This is a genomic window from Nitrospirota bacterium, assembly GCA_026387665.1.
Classification (GTDB): domain Bacteria; phylum Nitrospirota; class Nitrospiria; order Nitrospirales; family Nitrospiraceae; genus Palsa-1315.
The window spans coordinates 80,788-106,207 of sequence record JAPLLG010000008.1 but is presented as its reverse complement, the minus strand read 5'-3'; the positions used below and the strand labels follow the sequence as shown (position 1 = coordinate 106,207).

The window sequence follows — 25,420 nt, the reverse complement described above, 5'->3', positions numbered from 1 at the left end:
TCTCTCGTCGTTCGTCTCTCGTCCCTCGCAAAACGCTTCACGTTTCACGAACGACGTTTCACGTTTTATTTGATCGCAGCCGCTTTCTTCTTCCGTTCTTCCAGCACGCGCTTATAGTCCACCGGCATCACCTTCTCGAACTTCGGCAGAATCGCCTCCCAGCTATCGAGGATGCGTTTCGCGTTCCGGCTACCGGTATGCATGAAGTGCGACGTGATCATCTGATGCAGCAGCTTCTTGTCTTCTGCCGTCGTCACCTTTTCCAATTCCACCATGCCGAGGTTGCAGCGAGCGGGGAACTTGTCCAGTTCGTTCAGCACGAAAGCCATGCCGCCTGACATGCCCGCCGCAAAGTTCCGGCCTGTTCGGCCCAAGACAACGACGACTCCGCCGGTCATATATTCGCAGCCGTGATCGCCCGTGCCTTCGACGACTGCCCTGACCCCGCTGTTCCGCACCGCAAACCGCTCGCCTGCCATGCCGTAACAATAGGCCTCGCCCTGCGTCCCGCCATAGAGCGAGGTGTTGCCGATGAGAATCGTCTCTTCCGGCTTGTAGAGCGCCTGCTTCGGCGGGAAGACGACAATCTTTCCTCCCGACAGCCCCTTGCCCAGATAGTCGTTGGACTCGCCCTCAAGAATGAGCGTGATGCCACGGGACAGGAATGCGCCAAAGGACTGGCCGGCGGAACCGGAGAACTTGATCGTGATGGTATCGTCCGGCAAACCCTCAAGCCCGTACTGTTTCGCCACGCGGCTGGACAGCATCGTCCCGACCGTGCGGTTCACATTTCGGATGGGCAGATCGAGCGTGACTTTTTCTTTCTTCTCCAACGCCGACTTGCAAAGTTCGATCAACTTATTATCGAGCACGTCCGCGAGGCCATGGTCCTGCTTCTGCACGCAATAACGGGCAATCTCCGGCCCCACCTTGGGCGCTTGCAAGAGCGGAGAGAGATCCAGCCCCTTGGCCTTCCAATGGTCGACGGCCTTTTGAGCTTTCAATTTATCCACGCGCCCGACCATCTCGTTGATGGTCCGGAAGCCCAGCTTGGCCATGATCTCGCGCAGTTCTTCCGCAATGAAGAAAAAGAAATTCACGATATGTTCCGGCTGCCCGGAGAATTTCTTACGCAAGGCCGGGTCCTGAGTCGCAATGCCGACCGGACAGGTATTGAGGTGGCATTTTCGCATCATGATGCAACCCTCGACGATCAAGGGTGCGGTCGCAAACCCGTATTCCTCGGCGCCCAAAAGTGTGGCGATCGCCACGTCGCGCCCGGTCTTCAGCTGTCCGTCCGTTTCCACCCGGATGCGGCCACGCAAATCATTGAGCACGAGGGTCTGATGCGTTTCGGCCAGGCCCAGTTCCCACGGCCCGCCCGCATACTTGATGGACGAAAGCGGAGAAGCGCCGGTGCCGCCGGAGTCGCCGCTGATGAGAACCTTGTCCGCATGGGCCTTCGCCACTCCTGCCGCAATCGTGCCGACGCCCACTTCCGAGACGAGTTTGACCGAGACCGCCGCGTCCGGATTGGAATTCTTCAAATCAAAAATGAGCTGCGCCAGATCTTCGATGGAATAGATATCGTGGTGCGGCGGCGGCGAAATGAGCTGCACGCCAGGCGTGGCATACCGGAACCGCGCAATGTTCTCATCGACTTTATGGCCCGGCAACTGCCCGCCCTCGCCCGGCTTCGCGCCCTGCGCCATCTTGATCTGCAATTCTTTCGCATTCACCAGGTAATGGCTCGTGACGCCGAACCGCGCGGAAGCCACCTGCTTGATATAGCTGTTCTTGGAATCGCCGTTGGGCAACGGCGTAAACCGCTCCGGGTCTTCCCCGCCCTCGCCGGTGTTGCTCTTGGCGCCCAGGCGGTTCATCGCGATGGCCAAAGTCTCGTGCGCTTCCTTGCTGATCGAGCCGAAGGACATGGCGCCGGTCGTGAACCGCTTGACGATCTCCTTCGCCGATTCCACTTCTTCAAGCGGGATAGGCTCCGGCAGGAACTTAAACTCGAGCAGTCCTCGCAGATTCGCGCGCCGCTTGCTCTCGTCGTTCACCAGCTGGGAAAACTCCGCAAAGGTCTTCGGATCGTTATTTCTCGTCGCATGCTGCAGCTTGTAAATCGTGTCGGGATTCCAGTTGTGGCGTTCGCCCTGGATCCGGTAATGGATCTCCCCGCCGAAATCGAGCTGCCGGATCGGCGCCGGCTCATAGGCCGTGCGATGCCGCCGAAGCGTCTCGTCGCCGACCTCGCGGATGCCGATCCCTTCCACGCGCGACGGCGTGCCAGTGAAGTACCGGTCGATGAGTTCGTGATTCAATCCGATGGCTTCGAAGATCTGCGCACCGCAGTAGGATTGCACCGTCGAGATACCCATCTTCGAGAAGATCTTGAGCAGCCCCTTATTGATCGCCTTGATGAACTTGCCTTCCGCTGTCTGCGCGTCCAAGCCTTCGGGGAAGTAGCCGTCCCGCTCCATATCCACGATCGACTCGAAGACGAGGTAGGGATTCACGGTCCCGGCCCCGTAACCGATCAGCGCCGCGAAGTGATGCACGTCGCGCGGTTCGCCGGTTTCCACGATGAGGCCGACTTCGGTCCTCGTGCAGTCGCGCACCAGGTGATGGTGGACGGAGGCGATGCCGAGGAGACTCGGAATCGGCGCCCATTCTTCGTTGACCCCGCGGTCGCTCAAGATCAGGAACTTGTACCCTTCTTTAATGGCCTGGGACGCCTCCCTGCAGAGCCCCTCGACCGCCGCCCCGAGCCCCTCCGGCCCCTCGGCGACCCGGAACAGCATCTTGAGCGTCTTGCTCTTGAAATGCGGATCGGCGATCTCGCGAATCTTCTGGAGATCGGCATTGGTCAGAATCGGCTGTTTCACTCTGATCCGACGGCAGGACTCCGGATGCTCGTCCATCAGATTAGGCTTGGGCCCGATGCTGGTCGTGAGCGACATGACCAGTTCTTCGCGGATCGGATCGATCGGCGGATTGGTCACCTGGGCAAAGAGCTGCCGGAAATACTTGAAAAGCAGTTGCGGCCGATCGGAGAGCACCGCCAGGGGCGTATCCGTGCCCATCGACGAAGTGGCTTCCTGCCCCTCCACCAGCATGGGCATGATGACCATCTTCAACTCTTCGACGGTGTAGCCAAAGGCCTGCTGGCGCTGGCGGATCGTCGGGTGGTCCGGCTGCGGCACATTGCTGGGATCGGGCAATTCGTCGAGCGAAATTCTATATTGCGTGACCCAGGACCGGTAGGGCTTGCGGCTCGCGATCTCGGACTTCACTTCCTCGTCGTCGATGATGCGCCCTTGCACCGTATCGACCATGAACATCCGACCCGGCATGAGACGGCCCTTCTGCCGGATCTTCTGGACATCCATCGGCAACACGCCGGCTTCCGAAGCCAGGATCACCAGACCGTCCGTCGTCACTTGATAGCGGCAGGGCCGCAACCCGTTGCGGTCGAGCGTCGCGCCGATAAACTTGCCGTCGGTAAAACAGACCGCCGCGGGACCGTCCCAGGGCTCCTGCATCGCCGCGTGGTACTCGTAGAAGCCCCGCCGGTCGAGATCCATGTGCGGATTCGCGACCCAGGGCTCGGGAATCAACATCATCATCACGTGCGGCAGGGAGCGGCCGCCCATGGTCAGGAACTCCACGGCATTATCCAGGCAAGCCGAGTCGCTCTGCTGCTCGGACACGATCGGATAGAGTTTGGCCAGATCCTCACCGAACAATTCGGAATTGAGCCGGCCCTGTCTGGCGCGCATCCAATTCACGTTGCCCTTCAGCGTGTTGATCTCGCCGTTATGGCAAATGTAGCGATAGGGATGTGCCAGGGGCCAGGTGGGGAAGGTGTTCGTGCTGAAACGGGAATGCACGAGGGCCAGCGCGCTCGTCAAACTCGTATCGCCCAAGTCCTGGTAATAGGCCGCCATCTGGTGGGGGAGCAAGAGCCCTTTGTAGACGATAGTGTTGGCCGACAGGCTCGAAATGTAGAAGTAATCGCGCCCCTGAATGGCCGACTGGCGGATGGCGTTTTCCACCCGTTTGCGAATGACATAGAGCTTCCGCTCGAACTGCGCTTCATTGAGGACGTCGCGAGCGATGAACAGCTGCCGCATGAAGGGCTCGGTGCTGCGCGCCACGGGGCCGATCGCATCGCTCTTGACCGGCACATCGCGCCAACCCAAGAGCCGCGCGCCCTCCTCGCCGATAATTCTGCCAACCAGCGCCTCGCACTGTTGCCGAGCATCGGCCTGGGGCGGGAGAAACAGCATCCCGACGCCATATTCCCCGGCGGCAGGCAGGGCCACCCCGACATCGCCGGCGGCTCGCTTGAGAAAGTCGTGCGGCACTTGCAGCAGAATCCCGGCTCCGTCTCCCGTGCAGGGGTCGCAACCCTGCGCTCCTCGGTGACTGAGGCTTTCAAGGATCTGCAGCCCCTGCTGCACGATCGTATGGGATTTCTGCCCCTTGATGTTGACGACAAAGCCGACGCCGCAGGAGTCCTTCTCCTGTTCAGGGTCGTAGAGGCCTTGCTTCGGTGGAAGCCCGGGGATGCTCATCGTTCGTATCTCGTTAAAAAGGTAGGCGTTTAGGCTACTGGACGGAGGCTACACCAGAGAGGCGATCGGGATGGATAACCCCGTCACTCACAAGGCTTATTCCGTTCGTATCAGCTCCGCCCACCTTAATAGAAGCACGATTCCTCTGTCAAGATTTTCGCTTGCACAGAGGCCCCATAGCGGCAGGCCCCCCAAAGGGGTGATTGGCTTGACTTTGTTTCCCCCTCTGCCCTACCATCCGCCGCATGTCCCAAGGCCCAATCACCTCCACTATCAACAACATGGCGGACGTCTGGGAGGCGTACCGCGATGAATTGGACGGGGTGGAGTGTCAGGTCCGGGCGAACCTCGATTCCAGCGTGGCGCTCGTCAATACCGTCGCCGGCCACATCCTGAACAGCGGCGGGAAACGAATTAGACCTCTACTCCTCCTGCTCTCCGCCCGTCTCTGCGGCTATACCGGTCGCGACCATCACCAACTCGGCAGTCTGGTGGAGTTCATCCATACCGCCACCCTGCTCCACGACGACGTGGTCGACGATGCCGATATCCGCCGGGGCCAGCGAACCGCCAGAAAAGTCTGGGGCAACCAAATCAGTATCCTCGTCGGCGACTACCTCTATTCCAAAGCCATCTGCCAGGTCGTCGACTTCCGGAACCAGGGCATCAACGAAGTGCTCTCCGACGCCTGCAAGAAGATGGCGGAAGGCGAAGTGCTCCAGCTCTATTACAACGGCAACCCCGCCATGCTGGAGACGGACTACTTCAAGATTGTGGAACACAAGACGGCTGGCCTGATTGCCGCCGCCTGTCGCATGGGCGCCATTCTCGCGGACGCCTCGGAAGCGCAGCAGGATGCGCTGTTCCAATTCGGCCAGCATCTGGGAATCGCCTTTCAAGTGGCCGACGACACGCTCGACTACACGGCCAACGGCGAACGGTTGGGCAAAACCCTGGGACAGGATCTCCGCCAGGGCAAGGCCACGTTGCCGCTGCTTCATCTGCTGCACCATTGCTCGGAGCAGGACAAGCGAATGATCATCGACCGCATGGAAACCAGAACCCTGACGGAGGAAGACCTCGCGCGGCTCATTCGCCTGATGAACGACGCTGGCTCGATCGCCTACGCCGCAGACCGCGCACGATCCTACATCGACGAAGCCCAACGAGATCTCAGCCTGTTCGAAGACTGTACAGCCAAACGAGCCCTCTCGGTGGCTGCCGATTATATGGTGACCCGCGACCGATAGATGGGCCCCCCGCCTGCCTCCAGGGAAGAGCCGGGAGCCACGATCTGTCTCTTTCGGTAGTTGAACGCCAACTACCTCCATCACTTACGCAGCAGAGGATGACGCGATGTCGACGATTATTCCGTTTCACGGTACGGTGTATGACGCGAAGGTAGTGGGAGACGTCAAACAGGTCGTGGCGCCGCCCTACGACATCATCGATGCAGCCGGCCAGAAGGCGCTGTACGAACGCCATCCGCAGAACATCATCAGACTGGAGCTCGGCCTCGATCAGCCAGGCGACGGCCCCACAAACAACCGTTACACGCGAGCCGCAGCCACCCTGCAAGACTGGCTCAAGAGCGGGGCCTTGAAACGCGACGCGCAGCCGACGATTTACTACCACACGATCGAATATGCGCCGCCCTATGCGCCAGCCAGCGCGCCGACGAAGACCCTCAAGGGCTTTATCGCCACTGTCAAATTGGAAGCGCTCGACTCCGGACATATCTATCCGCACGAAAACACCCGCTCGGCCGCCAAGACCGATCGGCTGAATCTGCTCGAAGCCTGCAAAACCAACTTCAGCCCCATCTGGTCCCTCTACTCGGACCCCCACAACACGGTCATGGGGCTGCTCGAAGCGGAAATCAAAGGGAAACCGGCCCATATCGATTTTCGCGATGACGAGGGATTCCGGCAACAGCTGTGGGCTGTGACGGATCAGAGCGTCTTGAAGCAAGCCGTCGAAGCGCTGCGCACGAAGCCGTTGTTTATCGCAGACGGCCACCATCGTTACGAGACCGCCTTGAACTATCAGAAGCTCCGCCGCCAGCAAGCAGGCGCGCCGGTCGGCCACCAGCCCTACGACGGCGTGATGATGTTGCTCGCCGCCCTTGAAGATCCGGGACTCACCGTGCTGCCGACCCATCGGGTCGTCACCACGCCGCTCCCCTCCTACGACAAGGTGCGAGCCATCCTGGCCGACCAATTCGAGCTACAAGAATTCTCCTTTACTGCGGGAACCCAGGCAGCGGTGCGCGCGCAATTCATCGAATCCTTGCGCACCAACGGCCGCACCGTGCCGATGTTCGGCCTGGCGCTGAAGGGGAAAGACGCCTACCTCACGCTGACCCTCAAGCCGGCCCATCGTCCGCCGGCATCCGCATCGCCTCGCACCAAGCTGGATGTCTCGCTCCTCCAGCAACTGGTCGTCACGAAGCTCTGCCAGACGCAGCAGGAACAAGAAGCGATCCTCTATACCAAAGACGATCATGAGGCGCTGGATTGGGTGGCGAAGGGGACGGGAACGGGAGCCCTGCTCCTCAATCCCACCAAGGTCAGCGAAGTGCAATCCGTCGCGACAGCTGGCGAACGCATGCCCCATAAGTCGACCTACTTCTTCCCGAAACCGCTGACCGGGTTGGTGATCAACGTCATGGAGTAGCGGGGGAATACGGTAGCACCGCGTGCGGTTCACATAGGCCTGCGTTTCACGTTTGACGTTTCACGGGGCACTCATGAAGGCCAAGATCCTCATCGTCGACGACGACCCCGATATTGTCACGATGCTGGAGGATCGCCTCCAGGCCTCCGGCTACGGAACCGTGATCGCGCACGACGGGGTCGAGGCGCTGGAGCGGATCGAACAGGAAGCGCCGCACCTCATCTTACTCGACCTGGACATGCCCCGACTCACTGGCCTCGAAGTCCTCAAGCGGCTCCCGAAAATCAAACTAGCCGAAGAGCTCCCCGTCGTTGTCATGACCGCCCATGCGTCGATCGATGCCGCCGTCGAAGCCATGAAAACCGGCGCCTACGACTTCCTCACCAAGCCGCTGGATAAAGACCACCTCCTCCTCGTCATCGGCAAAGCCCTGGAGCGGGACAGCCTCAAACGGCAAGTGGCCTGCCTCAAGTCCGAAGTCGACAGCCGCTACGCCTCGATCATCGGCACCAGCGCAAAAATCCGCTCGGTGATGGAATCGGCCCAGCGAGCCGCCAAGTCCGACGCCAGCGTATTGTTACTGGGGGAGAGCGGCACGGGCAAGGAACTCTTCGCCCGTTCCATCCATCAATGGAGCCCGCGGCAAGCCCTGCCGCTGGTGGTCATCAACTGCGTCGCCCTCACGGAAACATTGCTCGAGAACGAGCTCTTCGGGCATGAACGAGGCGCCTTCACCGGCGCGGATCGCCTGCAAAAGGGCAAACTGGAAATGGCGGACGGGGGCACGGTCTTCCTGGACGAGATTGGAGACATGTCGCTCCCGCTGCAAGCCAAACTGCTGCGCGTGCTCCAAGACAAGGAATTTCATCGCGTCGGCGGCACCCGCCTCGTGTCGATCAATGTGCGGGTCATCGCCGCGACGAACAAGGATCTCCGTCTGGCGGTCAAGACCGGCGAGTTCCGTGAGGACCTCTTTTTCAGGCTGAACGTCATCAGCCTGACCATGCCCCCGCTCCGCGAACGGCCCGAAGACCTCCCGGCCCTCGCCAAGTTTTTCCTGAACCGACATGCCAAGGACGCGAAGCGGCCCGGGATACTATTCAGCCCTGCGGCCATGGAAGCCATGAGCCGCTACAGCTGGCCGGGAAACATTCGCGAACTGGACAACGTTGTCGCGCGGGCCGTCATCTTGAACCAGTCGGACAGCATCGAGCCGGATATGCTGTCGCTGGAGGGCATGGGCCGAACTGCGCAAGACGAACGACTCGCCTATCTCTCGTTCCCCTACCATGAGTCGATGGACGCGCACAGCCGCTACATCATCGAGCAGGCGCTGAAAAATACTGCGGGGAATCAAACGAAAGCGGCAGACCGTCTCAAGCTTCAGCGCACGTACCTCTCCCGCTTGATCAAACAACAAAAGATGAAAGAAGAGCAGCAATAGCGCTAGACAGAGCTCAGTAGTCCGCACGTGTGGCACAGCAAGATAACTCACCAGCAGGATGCTCAAAAAGACTGTCCATCAAGGCCGCAGGCGAGCAATCACTTACTACGGGGTGGCTGGGATGATCCCAACTGCGCGCGTCCAACGAGGGCCTTCTGAGGCCGCGCGTTGCGCGAGCACGGGGATCCGTCCAGCTACCCCACCTCACTTTTCAGCATCCTGCTAAGCAGGCAACTGCCGTGTTGCGAGGGTGATGAGGCCGGTTAATGCATCCCGTTCGGCTTGCGCATAATGCTCGGGAGTGCCGACGTCGGACCAGTAGCCCTGATGATCGTACCCAAGCACGACCTCATCACGCTGGATCGCCGCGACATAGGCATCGATGATGGAAGACTCCTTCCCTTGCGGCACATCACGCAGAAGGCGCGGATCGAGGATATGAATCCCGGCGAACATGCGAGGCTGGACTGGGCCGGACTCCGACTTTCCGCGGCCGGTAATACGGACGATACGGTTATCCGAATCCATTTCCACGAGCCCCCACCGTACCGCCTCAGGATCTTTGCGCAAGACCAAGGTGGCTGCGGCTTTTCGCTGCAGGTGAAAGGTCCACAAGGCCCCCAAATCAATCTCCACCAACGTATCGCCGTTCAGCACCAGCACCGGCTCCCCTGAGAAATGCGGCTCCGCCTGCTTGAGCCCGCCCCCCGTGCCGAGAATCACAGGCTCATACGAGTAGACGATCCGCATCCCATAGCGAGAGCCGTCGCCGAGCGCCTGCTCGATCATCGGTCCGAGGTGATGCAAATTGATGACGACATTCTGGAACCCATGCCGTTTCAGGAGCAAAAGGTTCCAGACAATCAGTGGCGTGCCAGCCACGGGGAGGAGCGGCTTCGGAGTCGTGTTGGTCAGCGGTCTCAGGCGAGTCCCCAAGCCCGCTGCGAGGATCATCGCGCGCATGGCAACTCCACATGCGCGCAAGTCAAAAGCACCAAGGTAAAAGGTAAAAGTAACATCGCCCTCCCCCTCAAACTTTTGACTTTTTACTTTTGACTTTTTACTTATCTACTGCAATTCCGGAACATAGCGGGCGAGAAGCTTCCGGAGCGGCTCCAGCTCGGGATACTTCTGGAGATTGCGACGGACATAGTCCAGCGTGCGAGGGATATCGGCGAGGAATTTGGGATTGCCTTTGACGCGGTCGATATAGACGAATCGCCCGGCCGCCTTGAGGTTCCGCTGGATACTTGTCAAGTCGAACAGGCGGCGGAAGGCCACCCGATTGGTCCAGACCTGCCGATGCGCCGCCATCTGATCGAGGTAACGGTTGATCAGACGGTCGATCAGCGCCTCGTCAAGTTCGATATACGCATCGCGCAGCAGCGACGCCAGATCGTAGGTCGCAGGCCCCATCAGCGCATCCTGAAAGTCGATCACGCCCAACCTCGCGCCATCCACCATCAAATTGCGTGAATGGTAGTCCCGGTGGACGAAGACATGCGGCTCCCCCGCCAACAATTTGGCGACCTTCTCGAAGGCGCCGCGGATGTCTCGGCGATCCTCGTCGGTCATCGGCGCGCCCTGCCGCACATCGATCCCATATTCCAGGAAGTGTTCGAACTCCCACATGAGGAGCGGCACATCGAAGCTGCGATGGAATGCCAGACAGTTGGGATCGGCCGGCGAGGTGGCCTTCACTTGCATCTCCACGAGCGCATCGACCGCCTGCGCATAGCGCGCCTCCAGCTCTTCCGCACTCGCCTCACGACAGGCTTCCGACAGAGTGAGGTCCCCGAAATCTTCGAGATAGAGCAGGCCCGCCACCTGATCGTAGTGATAGAGGCTCGGCACGGATACACCGGCTTTGGATAAATGGGAGAGGATGTTCAAAAACGGCAGTTCGGTGACTTGCTGGGCTGCCCCGCTCACAGCCTCTTCCGATTGCTTGAAAGCCTCGGCTTCGGCCAGCTGCATAAGAATCACAGGGCGAACATCTGGCCCGGTCAATTCGATACGGAAATAGCGGCGATTGGACGCATCGCCAGCCAAGGGCGTGAGGGATTTAAATTGTCCCGGAAAGGGAAGTCGGGCCTCGACCGTGGCAGCGACAAGAGTGCGGTCCGGTAACGTCGGTGGTTGTTTCGGTGCAACAGGATCAGTGGTAGCCATAGATAGCGGATTATACGGGGATATCGGGAGGTTGTCACGAACAGGATGGGAAAGGGAGGGACGTGAGGGCGACTCCCGTGCTCCCGGAACGCGCACGATAGGAATGTGCTCGTTCGACGGCCGCAATTGGAGTCACCCTCACGCCCCTCCCAATGGGAGAGGGAAGAGAAGATTAAGAAACTATACACGCTGCAAGACAATCTGCAATAGAGTGAGGCGCACCATCAACCAATAACCCCCTGCGCGCCCCATGGGTTTCCTGGAGAAACATAATTCAATTTAATTTTCTTCTCAGCGACGGTAAGACCAACCGGCCACCAACTCGAAAGGTGCATCTATGAGAAACGCCCAAAGATCGCGCACTAACGGTTGACACTCGCCAGAATCTCTGGAGCTTATCCTTGCGCCTTTATGCATAAGCTCATTTCGCTTCGCACGGGCGCTGACAAGACGCTGATACAGATACTCATCGAGCAACCCGCCAGAATGTAACGCTTTCACAGCGACACTAACCTTCATATCATCAAAGGCACCCTTTGATATTTGAGGAACATTATGCTGCCTTGTGGCGAACGACTTAACTGTGCTGTTGGCGACAAGCCCGTAAGCCATAAATATTTCCCGCACCAATGACTCTATGACTGAAAAATTCAGAGCCAAACTTGCAGCAGCATGCTGTTGATTATGAAGTATGGCTGCTTGATAGTTCATGACCATACATGACTGCAAGTCGGCATATTCAAAATCATTTTGTCGCCCTAAAACATGCCGGACATAGGAGATGGCATCGTCAATGCTGCTCTCCTCCAAGAAATAATTCAGATGCTTCCCATTATTGAGAGCATTCACTTTTTCTTCTATGACTCGACTAATCAATTCTGTCCATTGGACGGAAACTGTGCCTTGCACAATATCAAAGCCCGTAATCCTATCTTGCCCGTTATAGAGAGCGCCCGAGAGAGATGTGTGTGCCTTGGCGGCAACCCTTCCAAAGAACGCCGCCGAGACAAAATTGATAAACAGCATACGCTTTTCCTGCAAATCATGAATGCGGTCGGCATCCTCCATTACCTCTTCCGGCACAATCCCTTGGCCATGAAATTTCAGAACGTCTATAGATGCCAAATCGCTTGAATCTGGGAATATGAACCCAAAAGTTCCCATTGAGGTTATGTAAACGGTAGCCACCCCATCGCAATCAAATGTACGAATCACTTTCCAACAGTCGCTCAGCGCTTGTACTTTCCCGAAAAAGTATCTGGTATTAGGCAAGACAAGAACTCTATTGGGGAATCTTGAGTGTGTGGCAGACATAAGGAGGAGCGCTCTTGAGGGGCACTGTTTGGCTTAACACCCGTTCATCAATAGATTCCCCATGAGCTATTCGCAGAAAAAGACAAAGCCAAGAAGTGCCCGGCACCTCACCTTTGATTTTTATCACAACTCGACAAATCGTCGAATCCACAGTTCGGCTAGTGTCGTAAGGTCTCCTTGATCCGCAGCCCCCAAAGCACCGAGATATTGAGTCCGTGCCTCAGGATCTGGCGGTGCGGTCTCTACATGAGGAAGGCCGAGCTTATAGAGCATGGCTGCGAGCAGGACGCGCCCAATTCGACCATTAAAATCCTTGAACGGATGAATCCATTGGAAGCGCCAGTCGGCCCAGGCTAGAAGCTCTGCACAGTTCGCAACCGACTCCTGATTAAGATGTAACAGCCGTACGCTCAGATCGTCGCAGAATTGCCGCATGTGGATCGGCACTTCGTAGTATGGCGGTGGGGTGTGGGAGCCGACCTGCACATTCACATCACGGAACCGGCCTGCCCAATCGGGGAACAGATGACCCGCGAGCCGCTTGTGGCGGACACACAGCCATTCAGAAGTGAGAATGATCTGTTCGGGCCTGCTCTGAAGAATTTCGTCGTAGATCGCAACGAGCGGAACGGCGAGGTGTTCAGAGAGCTCTTGATAGGAGAGGCGGCCTTCGGCGGTCTCGAATTCGCGAGTGGAGCCTAGCTCGCTTTGGCCTTCAGCATCGCCGTCAGGATCTTGAGGCGATCCGTACTGACCGGCTGACTCTCGAACGCCATGGACTGGCTCACTCGCTCCAGCAGGACTTTCCGATGTGCCGCCGCCACCTTCGCCGGGGTATTGTGCTGGCTGCGCCACTGCTTGAGCCTCACCTCGGCTTGCGCGAGGTCGATCGTCTGGTTTGGTTTCTGATTCATGGCTGTCATTTTCCTTCACTTTTAATGAAGATGCAACCGATGCCGCTTCGACAATCTTAATCTCCTCTTCCGTCAAGCCGTAGAGGTCATAGACCAGACGGTCGATTTCTCGGTCCGTGGCGTCGATCTGGCGTTGGAGACGTGTCTTGTCGTCAGGGTGTGTGGTATTGGCCAGCCGCCTGCGCAGGTCCAACATACACTCAACTAAGGACACCATACTGTCATGCTTTGCTGAGTGTTCTGGAGCTAACAGGTTGAGCCGCGGAATGGGAAGCTGATCTAGGTCTACCTTCTTTACTTGAGCAATGCTTCGGCGGTTGGTTAAGGATCGTGCCTGATAGTATACGCCAAGAAGCTTTGAGTTGAGGATACCAAGAATAAATTTCAGCTCGATCTTAGTATGTGGATTAAAGAGAAAGTACAGTGACTGCTCTGGGAAGATTCCAGAATCATCATACGTGGCTATTATCTTATCGCCAGTTTTCCGAAGAAGAACTTTCCGTTTAGCACCGAGTTTCAATGTGTCTGTTGTGCGACCAGTAATGTTCTGCGGTTTGAACTCGAACCAATACAGTGTTTTTGTCTGGTACCTTCCGATACTGTCACCTTTCATGGTTCGGATTTGCTTCGGGTTCGTCCTTATTTCCTGGATTAGCGCTGACTTGCCTCCAAAGCCAGATGTCGAGTCGCATAGGTCTCCGACGTGCATAGTCCTGGAAGGTTCTTCGAGGACGGCGATAACCTTCATAATGTCTGCGCTCTCGAAGTACTCAAAGGTGTGTGCGGGCTGTCTCAGCAATTCGTGTTGAGGTCGTAAAATGTCAGCCTTGTTGTACTCGGAAATTTTAACTGAGTTCGAGTCAGGCCTGCCTTTCTGTAAAGCAAAAATAAGGGTATCCGCAGTTACTCCAGAGAAAGGAGCCTTATACAGCAAAGACACGATCCGTGATTCGGTAAGAATTCTGTTTCTCAGAGGAACGAACTGACTGTTGAAACCAAGCCGGTCAGGAACGATAAAACTGAAGAAGCCTCGTTCACGTGTTAGGTTGAGACCTTGGGACACGAAGTACTCATACATGTTTGGCATGTACGTGTTTCCGTGAAAATGATTTATTAGATAGTCGACTTGGGGTTTTGGAAAGACATCGTTCTTGAACTTCCCAGAGAGAGAGACCCAGGGCGGATTGCCGATGACGGCATCGAAACCACCAGCCTTCATGATCTCAGAAAACTCGGCCTTCCAATCGAACGGATTCACGCGACGCATCTCCTCATCGTCCGGCATGAGTTGCCCCGCGAAGTAGTCAGGCCCGATCAGGCTGTTGCCGCACTTGATGTTCTGGCCGAGATCCGGCAGCGCGCGCACTCTCCCGAATAACAATTCCTGCATGGACTCTTTGTTCTCACCCTCCAAGACTTTCAGGAGAAGGCTGAGCTTGCTGACTTCAACCGCTTGGCTATCGATGTCGACCCCGTAGATGTTATTGAGAAGAATCCGCCGTTTTTCGGCTGTCTTAAGTCGCCAGTCCCCATCCATTCCCTTAAACAGTTCTTTCCGATGCTTCTCGGGGCCGTGCTCGACATACCATTTCTGATGCCAATTCAGCAGGTAGCTATATGCTCCGAGTAGAAACGACCCTGACCCGCAAGCGGGATCGAGAATATACAGCTTGGCAACCTGTGCCGGCGTTTTGCCTTCGCACAAGCTTCCAACCGTATGCTTCACGATGTACTCGACGATATACGCGGGCGTGTAATAGACGCCGCCGGCTTTCTTTACTTCCGGCTTCTCTTCCACCTTTGCTTGATGCCCGGCTGTGAGCCGGATGACCTTGCCCAAAAACTGCTCGTAGACCTGGCCGAGAATTTCGGTGGGGAAGACAGAGAATGCGTAAGGGCTCTGGGGATAGTAGAGACGCGAGATGATGTCTTTGAGGACCGTGTCGTCGATCTTCAGGCGGGGCGTGAGGTCGTCAGGCGATTCGGCCCGGTCCTTTTCAGCATGAAAGTGAAAGAGGCCAGAGTTATAGCGATCATCGGCTTGCTTGTAGACGGCTTGCAGCCGATCGTAGATATTCTTGCGGTTGAGGATGAGCCTAAGCTGCTCGGGAGGCTCAATTCCTCTATCTTCACAGATACGGAGAAAGATAAGACGGTCGATGGTGCGCTGGACAGAAAAGTTCAGCTCGTGGACGGAGAGTGTGGGATTGCGTACCGCCAGGTTCTTGGCGAGCGCTTCCCTCCAGGATTCGATCTCTTTCAGAAATTCCGCATCGACGGTGGTCGTCCCACGCTTGCGATCGGAGATGGCATACTTGTCGAAGGAGCCTTTGAGCACCGCCTCCTTTGTAAAGATGGAGGCGATCTCGTCCCATTTTTCCAGGTAGTCTCGATAGGTGAGATAGAGAATGCGCCCGGTACTGGGTTTATCGGAAGGATTCGGGCGCGTCCGGCAATCGTAGACGGCGAACTCCTCGAAATCTGTCAGGATAGACAACGGGAGCTTGGCCGACCAAGCATAGCGGCGGAGCTGATAGGCAGGGCTGATCTCGTCTTTTACATTAACGGCGGGTTTCTTGGCTTCGAGGAAAAATTTGCGCGCCCCGCCGATACGAAAACAATAGTCTGGAGCTTTGGTGTTGCCGCCAATCTTGATGGCATCCTCATGGATGACATCTTTGTATGCCTCGGCGTGGCCCTGCTTATTGGCGACATCCCATCCAAGCGCCTCGAAGAACGGATCGAGAAACTCCCGGCGCACTTGGGTTTCGTTGTAACCTTGGCTCTTGTAGGATTCGCGGTTCTGCTCGAACCGGTCGATGAGGGTGGCAACGATAGGAGGAGCTTGACTCATAACCGACAGTCACTCTTCGTTTCAGTTTCGATGCCGCCGAAGAATACCCCTTTCTCCGCAAGAAATCACCCCACCTTTTGTGAGACCGTGAAAGGTAAGACGCAGATCGTGAAGACCGGTCTTTATCGCCGGTGCAGCATTCTTCTCAGCTTCGCCAGGTCTTCTTCGCCTCCGTCGAGTTTGTGCAGCATCCGGTGGCAATTCGCACAGACTGTGACGAGATCATTGAGAGACGATTCCACTGTGTCCGTCAGGCGGCTGAGGGGGACGATGTGATGCGTTTCGGCGTAGGCTTTCCCAACGTCCCCATACACCTCACGAAACGTCATTTCACAGACCTGGCACCGATAATTGTCCCGCCTGTGACATTGCGTCGCTAACGTGCGGCTCCGTTCGCGGGCCAAGTGCTGCTGCACCACTTGGCGGTTTTCAATCTGCGCGTAATCGTCCTCGTGTTCTTTCTCCTGTGAACGTGCCGCGAACTGCTGGCTCTTGATGACCTGCTCGAAAAATCTGGTTGCGCGAGTCACGATGCCCAGCACCTGTTCCTCGTTCTCTGGAAGGGCGGAATCATACATCCCGTAGTAGGCATACTCGTTCCCACTCTCTTCATATTCCTCATAGAAGGGGCAATCATATTCACGAGGGTCCAACGGTTTCTTGAGCAGATAGTCCGACCGTGAGCCAGTCGCGAGCCGCATGTCCTTCTCGCTTAACCGACGCACAGGCCGAAGGAACTCTGGCAATGCGGCAACTCTCTTCCGCAGCTTTTCTGCTTGCGTGGCATACAGGCCATACCAAATTCGCCGTTGATCTTTTTTCCCGGCCCATTCGCAGTGCCAGATCTCTAATCTGGGCTCTCCCTGTCCCAACGATCCCAGCTCCACACGCCACCCGTTGGTGTGAGACGGTTTCAGCGGCAGCGTGGTCCGGAGACGGATCAATCTGCCGAGCCGTCGCGAGAGCTCTTTCTGCAGTTCCTCTGAAACCCACTTGAGTCGTTTCGTATCTTCCGTATCGCGCATTACCGTTCTCCCTTACAGGCCCAAGCAACCAAGGACTCAACCATATCATCTAGCAGGATGCTGAAAAAGTCCGCCAGCTTCGTTCTCGGCTCATCGAAATCCTCAACGTACCCCTGAGGGTACGCCTCCGGTTTCGACTCGCCTGCGGCCTTGCTGAACGGCCTTTTTGATCATCCTGCAAGAATATCTTCCTGTTACGCCATACGCGCAAACTCCCGAAAACCTCGCGTCCCAACATAGTCTTCCTCAGCCTGCTAGTCGCCGGACGAGACGACCAGAACTGAGAAAAGGGGACATTCCCTTCTCACCGTGAACCCACCTTCACCCCGATGCACTGGTCTTTACAATTCGACCGACGCCCACCGCGGCAAGCGCCGCGCCAACCGTATCGGCCAGCCAATCCTGCCAGCTCGCGTTGCGGAGAGGCACGAAGGCTTGATGCACTTCGTCCGTGAGGCCATAGACAGAAGCCGTCACAATCGCCAACAGGACTGCATGCCGAGCGGCAGCGGGCCCCGCGGCCCAGCGAAACGCTCGGTAGCAGAGGAACGACAAGATGCCATACTCCACCGCGTGCAAAATCTTGTCGCTGACTTCTTGAAGCAAAAACGACGGCAGTTCATCTTCCAGGTGCGACAGGGACGACAAAAAGAAAATGACTCCGGCATAGAACCCCACCGGCAGCCAGTACCCCAACACCTGAACCGTCCCACCTTGCCGAGCTACGTGACGCACCGTTTGCCTATCTCTCTGTTTATTGCAGGCCCTTTACCTCTATGACATACTGACTTTGAGTTCTCGATAACCTTAACACTTGAGCATGAAGACTGCCCACATCTGTTTTCTCTGGCATATGCATCAGCCCTATTACACGGACCCGGTCGCGGGGTCTGCCAGTATGCCCTGGGTGCGCCTTCATGCCACCAAGGCCTATTACGACATGGCCTATGTGCTGGAGAAGTTTCCCACGGTCAAGGCCACGTTCAACTTCACCCCCTCGCTCCTGCGGCAGTTGCAAGAAGTTGGATCGGGAACGGTGCGCGACCTCTTCTGGGAACATGCGCAGCGTCCGGCGGCGGACCTCCGTCCTGAAGAGAAGGCCTTTCTCGTCCGCCATTTCTTCTCCGCCAATTGGGCCACCATGGTGCGCCCCTACCCTCGCTACCATGAACTGCTCGTCAAACGAGGGGCCGACAGCTCCGGTCACGACTTGGAGCGGGTGGCGCGGCAGTTTTCCACGCAGGATCTCCTCGACCTACAGACCTGGCACAACCTCGCCTGGTTCGGCTACGGCGCCATCAGCCGCTATCCGCGCCTGGCTGCGCTCCGCGCGAAAAACCGGGGTTTCACTGAAGAAGACAAACAAGAAGTCTTGGCCCTCCAACTCGTCGCCGTGAGGGAAATCGTGCCGCTCTATCGGCGCCTGCTGGAGCGGGAACAGATCGAGCTGACGACGACGCCCTTCTTTCATCCGATCCTGCCGCTCCTCATCGATACGGACTTCACCAGACGAGCGAGGCCGGATCTCCCCCTCCCCGCGCGATTCCATGCGCCGGACGATGCGGAAACGCAGCTGCGCCGCGCGGTCGAGTTTCATACCGCCACATTCGGTCTCCCCCCCGTAGGCCTCTGGCCGTCGGAGGGTTCCGTCTGCCCGGAGCTGATCCCGCTGTTGCCGAAGGTCGGACTCCGCTGGCTGGCGACCGACGAGGGCATCCTCGCCCGCTCGCTCGACGCGGCCCAGCAACCGTGGCAACGGCAGCAGGATCTCTATCAGCCTTACTCGGTCGGGCCGGAGGGCCAAGAGGTCACGATATTGTTTCGCGACCGGGAGATCTCCGATGCCTTCGGGTTCGTCTACCACAAGACCTCTCCCGACATGGCAGCTGACGATGTTCTCCGCCGGCTCCGCCAGATCATTCACGATACGCTGCAGGAACAGGTCACCATCGCGATTGTGCTCGACGGGGAAAATCCCTGGGAGCATTACCACGAAGGAGGCGAACAGTTTCTCTCGCTCCTCTATAAGGCCTGCTCGACCGGCGCGCTCGATAGCGACGCGGTTCGCGCCACCACCGCCACGATTTCCGAAGCGCTCGAAGCGGCTCCGGCCACTCGTCGGGTCAGCCACCTCCATTCAGGCTCCTGGATCAATCAGGACTATAAGATCTGGATCGGCCACCAGGAAGACAATCGGGGCTGGGATCTGATCAGCCATACGCGATCCCGTCTCACCGAGATTTCCGCCACCCTCCCGCCGGAACGAGCCCAGGCAGCCTGGGATGAACTCTATGCCGCAGAAGGCAGCGATTGGTTCTGGTGGTACGGGGACGACTTCGATTGCGGCTACAACGAGGAGTTCGATCGGCTCTTTCGAACCCACCTTCGCAACGTCTGGACGATTGCAGGGCTGACTCCGCCGGACCTATTGAATCAGCCGATCTGTCGCCCGCGCGGCGCGCCAGAGGCAGACCAGGTGACCGAACCTCTCGCCTTACTAAGCCCCTCCATCGATGGGCTGGTCACCAGCTTTTTCGAATGGCGAGGCGCAGGCAGGATCACCACGCAGCCGCCGCTCGGCGCGATGTGGAAAGCGGAAGGGGTGCTGACCGCTATACACTTCGGCTGGAGCCTTGACCACTTGTATCTCCGGCTCGATCCGGACGAGCAATCGCAACCACGCCAGGCAGGATTGACGGTCGAGCTGCAACTCCAGACACCGGAACACCTCTACAGCCTGTCCTTTCCCCTTACGCCGTCAGGGTCCAACCAGTTCTTGCTCTCGCGGAAGTTGCCGAGCGGACATTGGCAGGAAATCGGCCCTTCCCCATCGATCTGCTGCCGGAACATTGTCGAACTGGCTGTGCCGTTCACAGACCTCCAGCTCACAGCCGGACAGGAAATCCACATGACCATTCTGGTGATGGAGCATGGGCTGGAAGTCGCGCGCTACCCGCACCACAAGCCTGCGACCTTCCTCGTGCCTGGTCCTGATTTTGAGGCCAATCTGTGGCGCGTGTGATGGGCGTGAAAGGTAAAAGGTGAAACGTGAAACGGAAAATGTTGGTACTGAGGCACCTCTGAGCAGTGGGCGGCCTTCTTGCCCCTGGCATCCCACGTTTCACGTCTTACGTCTCACGTTTAACGGAGGAAAAGATGCCTGATTTACGACGTGATCCGATTGTCGGCCGGTGGGTGATTATTTCGACGGAACGCAACGCCCGCCCTCACGACTTCACTCCCGTGCCAGCAGCCAGGCCGTTGGCCGCGTCCCTCTGCCCCTTTTGTCTGGGACAAGAGCGGCTCGCGCCGAAAGAGATCATGGCCTACCGGCCGCAGCCGTCCGAGCCCAACAGCCCGAACTGGACCGTACGCGTCGTGCCGAACAAGTTCCCGGCGCTCCAAGTTGAAGGCAACCTCGATCGCGAAGGCCTCGGCCTCTACGACCGGATGAACGGGGTCGGCGCCCATGAAGTCATCATCGAAACTCCAAGCCACAAGGACAGTCTGGCCGACATGCCGACGAAGGGGGTCGAAGACGTGCTCTGGGCCTACCGCGACCGCATGATCGATCTGAAGAAGGACTTGCGGCTCCGCTACATTCTGATTTTCAAGAACCATGGAGCATCGGCCGGCGCCTCATTGGAGCACAGCCACTCGCAGCTCATCGCCTTGCCGATCACCCCCACCAGCGTCCTGGAAGAAATCGATGGCTGCCGGGCTCACTATGAAAAAAAAGAGCGCTGCATCTACTGCGACATCCTCCGGCAGGATCTTTCGGATGGAGACCGTGTGGTGGCGGAAAACCAGGAATTCCTTTGCGTCACGCCGTTCGCGCCGCGCTTTCCCTTTGAAATGTGGATTCTCCCCAAGCGCCATGCCGGCTACTTCGAGGAAAGCCAGAAGACGCAATTCGAGTTCCTGGCCCCCATCCTCTCGGAAGCCCTGCGGCGCATGAACAAGGTCCTCGCCAACCCGGCCTATAACTTCATCCTGCACAGCTCTCCTCTCCACGAGAAGACCGGCGACTTCTACCACTGGCATATCGAGATCATTCCGAAACTGACCCAAGTGGCCGGCTTCGAATGGGGCACGGGCTTCTACATCAATCCTGTGGCGCCGGAAGAAGCAGCCAAGTTTCTGCGGGACGCAACGATTTAAGGAGCCGTGAGACGTGAACCGTAAAAGGTGAAAGGTTTCGAGAGCAAAGCCACCGATATCCCTACGTTTCACCTTTCACCTCTGACCTTTTACGGCTCTCGATCACGAAGCTAGCGGCATTTTTCAGCACCCTGCCAATCTCACCTCTTGCCCCCTGCCTATACGGCAGCCTATGATGCCTCATGCAAGTTCAACTGAGCCACCCATCCAGAACTGTTGAAGTCAAAGGTCCTAAAAAGGTCAAGGATCTCCTGCGCGAATTGAATCTCGTCGTCGAAGCCCATCTGGTCATCAAGGGCGACGATCTCGTCACAGAAGACGAGATGCTCTACGAAGGCGATCAGATTGAAGTCAGACCAGTCATCTCCGGCGGCTCACCACGCTTCACGAGCCCCCAATGAATTGCACCAAATGTAAAACCAAGGCGGTCATCGGCCTCACCCGCCACAATGCGGCCTTCTGCAAAGGTTGTTTCAACGGTTTCGTCCACGATCAGGTGGCGCGGGCCATCAAATCGGAGTGGATGTTCGGAAAAGAGGCGAAGATTCTCGTGGCTGTGTCAGGCGGGAAAGACAGCCTGGCGCTCTGGGACATTCTGCTCAAGCTCGGCTACAAGGCCGACGCACTCTATGTAAATCTCGGTATCGGGGCCTATTCCGAACAGTCGCATGCCAAGGTCACGAAGTTCACCGAAACGGTCGCCGCCGCTCATGGCGCCACGCTGCACGTTCATACGGTCGAGCAGGAGGCCGGCGCAGGGATCAAGGAGCTGGCCCAGCTCATCCATCGCCCCACCTGTTCGACATGCGGCACTATTAAGCGCTACCAATTCAATCGCGTCGCAATCGAGCAGCAATACGACGTGATGGCCACCGGCCACAACCTCGACGACGAGGCGGCCAGGCTCCTGGGTAACGTGCTCCATTGGCAGGAAGAATATCTGGACAAGCAGGGTCCCTCGTTGCCGGCCTCGGTGGCAGGCTTCGCCAAGAAGGTAAAGCCCCTCTATCGGCTCTCGGAACGGGAACTCGCAGCCTATGCGGTCTTGAACCGGATCGATTACATCGTCGAGGAATGTCCCATGGCCAAGGGTTCCAAGATGATCCAGTACAAGGAAGTCTTGAATCGTCTGGAGACCGAGTCGCCTGGCACCAAACAGACCTTCTATTGGGGGTTCCTCGAAAAGCAAAGCAAGAAGCAGCCGACGGCGACCACCATGGCGGAGAAAGACCGCGCCGTCCTCCATCCCTGCACCTCTTGTAATCAACCCACTACCGCCGAGGTCTGCTCCTACTGCAAGATGATGGCGAGGGCCAAGACCGTCGCCCCACACTGACCAACACACCAGGTAGCAGCCACTACCCCTCATCGGTACTTGAAAAGCCCTGATCGACCTCGTAAGCTGCGCCAACGACTATTGATCTTTTCTCTCGCGACATTATCTTCCGCTTTATGGCTACGACACCACGCGACTACTACCAGGTTCTCGGTCTCCCCAAGTCTGCCTCGGCGGACGACATCAAAAAAGCCTATCGCCGCCTCGCCCGCCAGGTCCATCCCGATCTCCATAGCGGGTCCAAGAAGTCGGAAATGGAAAAGAAGTTCAAGGAATTGAACGAAGCGCACGAAGTCCTCAGCGATCCGGCCAAACGCAAAAAATACGATCAACATGGAGCCAACTGGGAGCAAGCTGAGGCCTACGAGCAAGCGCGCCGACAAGCCGCTGCCCGCGGGGAGAGCGGCCCAGAGTTTTCATCCGGAGGAGAAGGCTTTTCCGACATCTTTGAAAATCTGTTCAAGGGACGGGGGCGAGCCGGTAATGGTCGCGGGTTTGCCATCCAGGGCGAGGACCTTGAAACGGAAGTGCAACTGACCCTGGCCGAGGTCTTCACCGGCGTGACGAAGCGCCTGACCTTGCAAGAGCCGGTGCCCTGCTCCACCTGCCACGGGAGCGGAGCCCTACGAGGACGAACCTGCCCAACCTGCCAGGGGCACGGGGCGACATTGCAGCCCAACACGATCGAAGTCCGAATCCCCGCCGGGGTTCAGGATGGCACGAGGGTGCGAGTGGCCGGCAAGGGACAAGCCGGCGCCAACGGCGGCAAACCAGGCGACCTCTACCTGCGCGTGACAATCATCCAAGACAAAGTCTTTCGCCGGCAGGGCAGCGACATTCACGTCTCCCTCCCCGTCTTCCCATGGGAAGCGGCCCTGGGTGCCGATGTAATGGCTCCCACCCTGATGGAACCGGTTCGCGTGAAAGTTCCGCCTGGGAGCAAGGCTGAGGGCAAGCTTCGGTTGAAGGGCAAGGGCCTCCCAGCTGCAGCGGGCGGCCATGGCGATCTCTTTCTGACGATCCAAATCGTGATGCCGCCCTCCCTGACCGATGAAGAACGCAAACTCTACGACCAACTCCGGGCTATCGAGCATCCGGACCCGCGCGCCGAGCTACTGGCCCAGGCTAAACGCCGATCACAGCCATGACACTCACTGAATACGCAGTCCTGGCGTTCAGCTCCCTCTTTGTCGTCGTCGACCCGATCGCCACGGTGCCGGCCTTCCTGGCCATGACGACTCGCGATTCGATCGGCCAACGGCTGCGGATGGCTCGCACCGCCTGCCTGGTCGCAGCCGGAATCTTGACGGTCTTTACCCTCATCGGCCAATGGCTCTTTACCCTCTTAGGCATCACGCTTCCTGCCATCCAGGTCGCCGGAGCGCTCGTGCTCTTATTGGTCGCCCTGGACATGTTGCGGGCGCAACGGTCTCCGGTCCATGAAACTGCGGCGGAAACGGCCGAGGGGACCACCAAGGATGACATCGCCATCACGCCCCTGGCCATCCCGATGCTGGCAGGCCCCGCAGCTATTTCCACGGTGATTCTCTTGGAAGCCCAGGCCATCTCCTGGGCACAACGAGGCATGTTGCTGGCTTGCGTTGCGTTGGTCGGTCTGGCAAGCTATATCACCTTGGCGCTCGGGGCCACCGGGGCCAAATGGATCAGCCCGATTGCGGAAAAAATCATCACCCGCTTGATGGGGCTCTTACTGGCCGCGCTCGCCGTGCAATTCCTGTTCAATGGGCTGAAGGGCGAGCATGGATTGCTGGGGCCATAGACATTGTGAATTATACGCGTTTTCATCTCGGTTCAACCTAGGGAGGTCTTCATGAAGCAGGGAACAAGCACCATCGTGACGCTGGGCGTCGCAGCCGTATTTGCGCTGAGCGTTGGAATTGCCGGAGCCTGGGCCAATGAGCCTGGCTACGGCAAGGAAGGACACGGAGAGAGCGGGCATGGTTCGATGGGCGGACATGGCGCCGGCATGATGCATAACAGCACCGGCCACCTGATCCGCCATCTCCTCAAGCACGAAAAGGAAATCGGGCTGACGGCGGAGCAAGTAACGAAACTCAAGGACGCACAACTCAACATGGACAAGCTCCGCATCAAGAGCGAAGCCGATATCCAGGTCGCAGAGCGCGAGTTCAAGGCCTTGAATGACGATGAGAAATCAGACCTGGGAGCGATCGAAGCCAAGTTAAAGCAAAGCGGGGACCTGCAAGTCGGCTTGCGCCTGGCCTCAGTCAAGGCCCGCCGTGAAGTCCTGGCCCTCTTGACTCCGGAACAGCGCGCCAAGGAAAAGGCCGAGCATGAGAAGATGATGCAGCAGCACAAGGATGCCGACAAGGGGCACAGCAGCCCCCATGGCGGCGCCATGAAGAGCAACCCGCATAAGTAAGGACGAGCAGCTCAACGATGAACGATGAATGCGGAACGATGAAGTGACAATCATTTCTTTGCCCATAGTTCATCGCTCACCGTTCAGCGTTTTCGACTGGCGGACTTTTTCAACAGCCGCCAAATAGACAACCGGGCCAACCATCCAGCTAGGAGGTGTACCATGAAAGCAGTGGGAATCATCACAGCAGGAGCCGTCGGATTACTCATCGCACTGGGTTCCAGCGCCTGGGCCGATGATAAGGAAAGCAAGATCACGGACCTCGCCAAAGACGCCAAAGTCACCATCGATCAGGCGATCAAGACCGCGTCCGAGAAAGTGCCTGGAACGGTCGTCGAAGCGGAACTCGAAAAGAAACATGGCAAGACCGTCTGGGAAGTCGAGGTTCTCGGCGCGGACGGAAACGTTACGGAAGTCCACATCGACGCAGCCACCGGCTCTGTAATCGACACGGAAGCGAAGAAGGACGAGAAGAAAAAAGAAGGCAAAAAGGGAAAGTAGTTCTTAGCGTCAGATCGACTCACGCATACGTCGATA

The 25,420-nt window shown here is 57.8% G+C and carries 18 protein-coding genes; 11 read left to right on the top strand and 7 right to left on the bottom strand.

Features of this window, described 5'->3' with window-relative positions:
* Window positions 1-65: 65 nt before the first annotated feature.
* The gene (gene gltB, locus NT179_07870; protein MCX5721929.1) at window positions 66-4,583 is read right to left on the bottom strand and encodes a glutamate synthase large subunit; all 4,518 of its coding nucleotides are present in this window, start codon (window positions 4,581-4,583) and stop codon (window positions 66-68) included.
* Window positions 4,584-4,828: 245 nt separating this feature from the next.
* On the opposite strand from gltB, the gene NT179_07865 reads away from it, so the two are divergent.
* The 3 genes from NT179_07865 to NT179_07855 all read left to right on the top strand — a co-directional run bounded on the left by NT179_07865 (window position 4,829) and on the right by NT179_07855 (window position 8,703).
* The gene (locus NT179_07865; protein MCX5721928.1) at window positions 4,829-5,833 is read left to right on the top strand and encodes a polyprenyl synthetase family protein; all 1,005 of its coding nucleotides are present in this window, start codon (window positions 4,829-4,831) and stop codon (window positions 5,831-5,833) included.
* Window positions 5,834-5,939: 106 nt separating this feature from the next.
* Complete coding sequence (locus NT179_07860) at window positions 5,940-7,259, top strand: DUF1015 domain-containing protein (GenBank protein ID MCX5721927.1); 1,320 nt, start codon at window positions 5,940-5,942, stop codon at window positions 7,257-7,259.
* A 73-nt stretch (window positions 7,260-7,332) separates the two neighbouring features.
* Complete coding sequence (locus NT179_07855) at window positions 7,333-8,703, top strand: sigma-54 dependent transcriptional regulator (GenBank protein MCX5721926.1); 1,371 nt, start codon at window positions 7,333-7,335, stop codon at window positions 8,701-8,703.
* A 222-nt stretch (window positions 8,704-8,925) separates the two neighbouring features.
* Here NT179_07855 and NT179_07850 read toward each other — a convergent pair whose 3' ends face one another.
* From NT179_07850 to NT179_07825, 6 genes are all read right to left on the bottom strand, one after another.
* Window positions 8,926-9,666, bottom strand: a complete 741-nt coding sequence (locus NT179_07850; GenBank protein ID MCX5721925.1) for an NDP-sugar synthase — start codon at window positions 9,664-9,666, stop codon at window positions 8,926-8,928.
* A gap of 105 nt (window positions 9,667-9,771) precedes the next feature.
* Window positions 9,772-10,875, bottom strand: coding sequence for a phosphotransferase (locus NT179_07845; GenBank protein MCX5721924.1), 1,104 nt, complete (start codon window positions 10,873-10,875; stop codon window positions 9,772-9,774).
* Between the two features lie 291 nt (window positions 10,876-11,166).
* Window positions 11,167-12,147, bottom strand: a complete 981-nt coding sequence (locus tag NT179_07840) for a hypothetical protein (GenBank protein MCX5721923.1) — start codon at window positions 12,145-12,147, stop codon at window positions 11,167-11,169.
* A gap of 165 nt (window positions 12,148-12,312) precedes the next feature.
* Window positions 12,313-15,957, bottom strand: coding sequence for a Fic family protein (locus NT179_07835; GenBank protein ID MCX5721922.1), 3,645 nt, complete (start codon window positions 15,955-15,957; stop codon window positions 12,313-12,315).
* A gap of 122 nt (window positions 15,958-16,079) precedes the next feature.
* Window positions 16,080-16,982: an HNH endonuclease gene (locus NT179_07830; protein ID MCX5721921.1), complete on the bottom strand. Its 903-nt coding sequence runs from the start codon at window positions 16,980-16,982 to the stop codon at window positions 16,080-16,082.
* 321 nt (window positions 16,983-17,303) lie between these two features.
* Window positions 17,304-17,681, bottom strand: a complete 378-nt coding sequence (locus NT179_07825; GenBank protein MCX5721920.1) for a VanZ family protein — start codon at window positions 17,679-17,681, stop codon at window positions 17,304-17,306.
* Between the two features lie 121 nt (window positions 17,682-17,802).
* On the opposite strand from NT179_07825, the gene NT179_07820 reads away from it, so the two are divergent.
* The 8 genes from NT179_07820 to NT179_07785 all read left to right on the top strand — a co-directional run bounded on the left by NT179_07820 (window position 17,803) and on the right by NT179_07785 (window position 25,384).
* Entirely contained in the window at window positions 17,803-20,004 is a 2,202-nt protein-coding gene (locus NT179_07820; protein ID MCX5721919.1) for a glycoside hydrolase family 57 protein, read from the top strand.
* Between the two features lie 134 nt (window positions 20,005-20,138).
* Window positions 20,139-21,143, top strand: coding sequence for a DUF4931 domain-containing protein (locus tag NT179_07815; protein MCX5721918.1), 1,005 nt, complete (start codon window positions 20,139-20,141; stop codon window positions 21,141-21,143).
* Between the two features lie 182 nt (window positions 21,144-21,325).
* Window positions 21,326-21,544, top strand: coding sequence for a MoaD/ThiS family protein (locus NT179_07810; GenBank protein ID MCX5721917.1), 219 nt, complete (start codon window positions 21,326-21,328; stop codon window positions 21,542-21,544).
* Window positions 21,541-22,479 (top strand): phosphoadenosine phosphosulfate reductase family protein, encoded by a 939-nt coding sequence (locus NT179_07805; protein MCX5721916.1) that lies wholly within the window; start codon window positions 21,541-21,543, stop codon window positions 22,477-22,479. Before NT179_07810 ends, NT179_07805 begins: the two co-directional genes overlap by 4 nt.
* A 116-nt stretch (window positions 22,480-22,595) precedes the next feature.
* Window positions 22,596-23,627 (top strand): J domain-containing protein, encoded by a 1,032-nt coding sequence (locus NT179_07800; GenBank protein ID MCX5721915.1) that lies wholly within the window; start codon window positions 22,596-22,598, stop codon window positions 23,625-23,627.
* Entirely contained in the window at window positions 23,624-24,259 is a 636-nt protein-coding gene (locus tag NT179_07795) for an NAAT family transporter (GenBank protein ID MCX5721914.1), read from the top strand. Before NT179_07800 ends, NT179_07795 begins: the two co-directional genes overlap by 4 nt.
* Before the next feature lie 51 nt (window positions 24,260-24,310).
* Complete coding sequence (locus tag NT179_07790) at window positions 24,311-24,883, top strand: Spy/CpxP family protein refolding chaperone (GenBank protein ID MCX5721913.1); 573 nt, start codon at window positions 24,311-24,313, stop codon at window positions 24,881-24,883.
* A gap of 162 nt (window positions 24,884-25,045) precedes the next feature.
* On the top strand, window positions 25,046-25,384 hold the full coding sequence (locus NT179_07785) for a PepSY domain-containing protein (GenBank protein MCX5721912.1): 339 nt from the start codon (window positions 25,046-25,048) through the stop codon (window positions 25,382-25,384).
* Window positions 25,385-25,420 lie beyond the last annotated feature (36 nt).

What these genes read in the sequence shown, in the direction of transcription:
- gltB (MCX5721929.1), bottom strand. Translation starts at nt 4,583, where the DNA reads ATGAGCATCCCCGGGCTTCCACCGAAGCAAGGCCTCTACGACCCTGAA.
- NT179_07865 (MCX5721928.1), top strand. Translation starts at nt 4,829, where the DNA reads ATGTCCCAAGGCCCAATCACCTCCACTATCAACAACATGGCGGACGTC.
- NT179_07860 (MCX5721927.1), top strand. Translation starts at nt 5,940, where the DNA reads ATGTCGACGATTATTCCGTTTCACGGTACGGTGTATGACGCGAAGGTA.
- NT179_07855 (MCX5721926.1), top strand. Translation starts at nt 7,333, where the DNA reads ATGAAGGCCAAGATCCTCATCGTCGACGACGACCCCGATATTGTCACG.
- NT179_07850 (MCX5721925.1), bottom strand. Translation starts at nt 9,666, where the DNA reads ATGCGCGCGATGATCCTCGCAGCGGGCTTGGGGACTCGCCTGAGACCG.
- NT179_07845 (MCX5721924.1), bottom strand. Translation starts at nt 10,875, where the DNA reads ATGGCTACCACTGATCCTGTTGCACCGAAACAACCACCGACGTTACCG.
- NT179_07835 (MCX5721922.1), bottom strand. Translation starts at nt 15,957, where the DNA reads ATGAGTCAAGCTCCTCCTATCGTTGCCACCCTCATCGACCGGTTCGAG.
- NT179_07830 (MCX5721921.1), bottom strand. Translation starts at nt 16,982, where the DNA reads ATGCGCGATACGGAAGATACGAAACGACTCAAGTGGGTTTCAGAGGAA.
- NT179_07820 (MCX5721919.1), top strand. Translation starts at nt 17,803, where the DNA reads ATGAAGACTGCCCACATCTGTTTTCTCTGGCATATGCATCAGCCCTAT.
- NT179_07815 (MCX5721918.1), top strand. Translation starts at nt 20,139, where the DNA reads ATGCCTGATTTACGACGTGATCCGATTGTCGGCCGGTGGGTGATTATT.
- NT179_07810 (MCX5721917.1), top strand. Translation starts at nt 21,326, where the DNA reads ATGCAAGTTCAACTGAGCCACCCATCCAGAACTGTTGAAGTCAAAGGT.
- NT179_07805 (MCX5721916.1), top strand. Translation starts at nt 21,541, where the DNA reads ATGAATTGCACCAAATGTAAAACCAAGGCGGTCATCGGCCTCACCCGC.
- NT179_07800 (MCX5721915.1), top strand. Translation starts at nt 22,596, where the DNA reads ATGGCTACGACACCACGCGACTACTACCAGGTTCTCGGTCTCCCCAAG.
- NT179_07795 (MCX5721914.1), top strand. Translation starts at nt 23,624, where the DNA reads ATGACACTCACTGAATACGCAGTCCTGGCGTTCAGCTCCCTCTTTGTC.
- NT179_07790 (MCX5721913.1), top strand. Translation starts at nt 24,311, where the DNA reads ATGAAGCAGGGAACAAGCACCATCGTGACGCTGGGCGTCGCAGCCGTA.
- NT179_07785 (MCX5721912.1), top strand. Translation starts at nt 25,046, where the DNA reads ATGAAAGCAGTGGGAATCATCACAGCAGGAGCCGTCGGATTACTCATC.